This window comes from Arthrobacter sp. Dra40, from assembly GCF_059091905.1.
This window is the reverse complement of the sequence record NZ_JBNHHB010000596.1, coordinates 1-312: the sequence shown is the minus strand read 5'-3', so window position 1 is coordinate 312 and position 312 is coordinate 1. Positions and strand designations below refer to the sequence as shown.

The following is a 312-nucleotide window of genomic DNA, read 5'->3' as shown; positions in this document are numbered from 1 at the left end:
GGCCGGACAGGCCTACTTTGACAAGATCATTGCCGAGGATTCCCGGATCGAGCCGGCCGACTGGATGCCGGAGAAGTACCGCAAGACGCTGACCCGGCAGATGTCCCAGCACGCGCACTCCGAGATCATCGGCATGCAGCCGGAGGCCAACTGGATCACGCGCGCCCCCAGCCTGAAGCGCAAGGCCATCCTGATGGCCAAGGTGCAGGACGAGGCCGGCCACGGGCTCTACCTCTACTCCGCCACGGAGACGCTGGGCACCCCGCGCCACGTGCTCAACGAGCAGCTGATGTCGGGCAAGGCCAAGTACTC

Annotated in this window: 1 protein-coding gene; it reads left to right on the top strand. The window is 65.7% G+C overall.

Features of this window, described 5'->3' with window-relative positions:
• A partial coding sequence (locus tag AC5RWT_RS38160; protein ID WP_494084727.1) for a Phenylacetic acid catabolic protein occupies window positions 1-312 on the top strand: 312 nt, incomplete at both ends.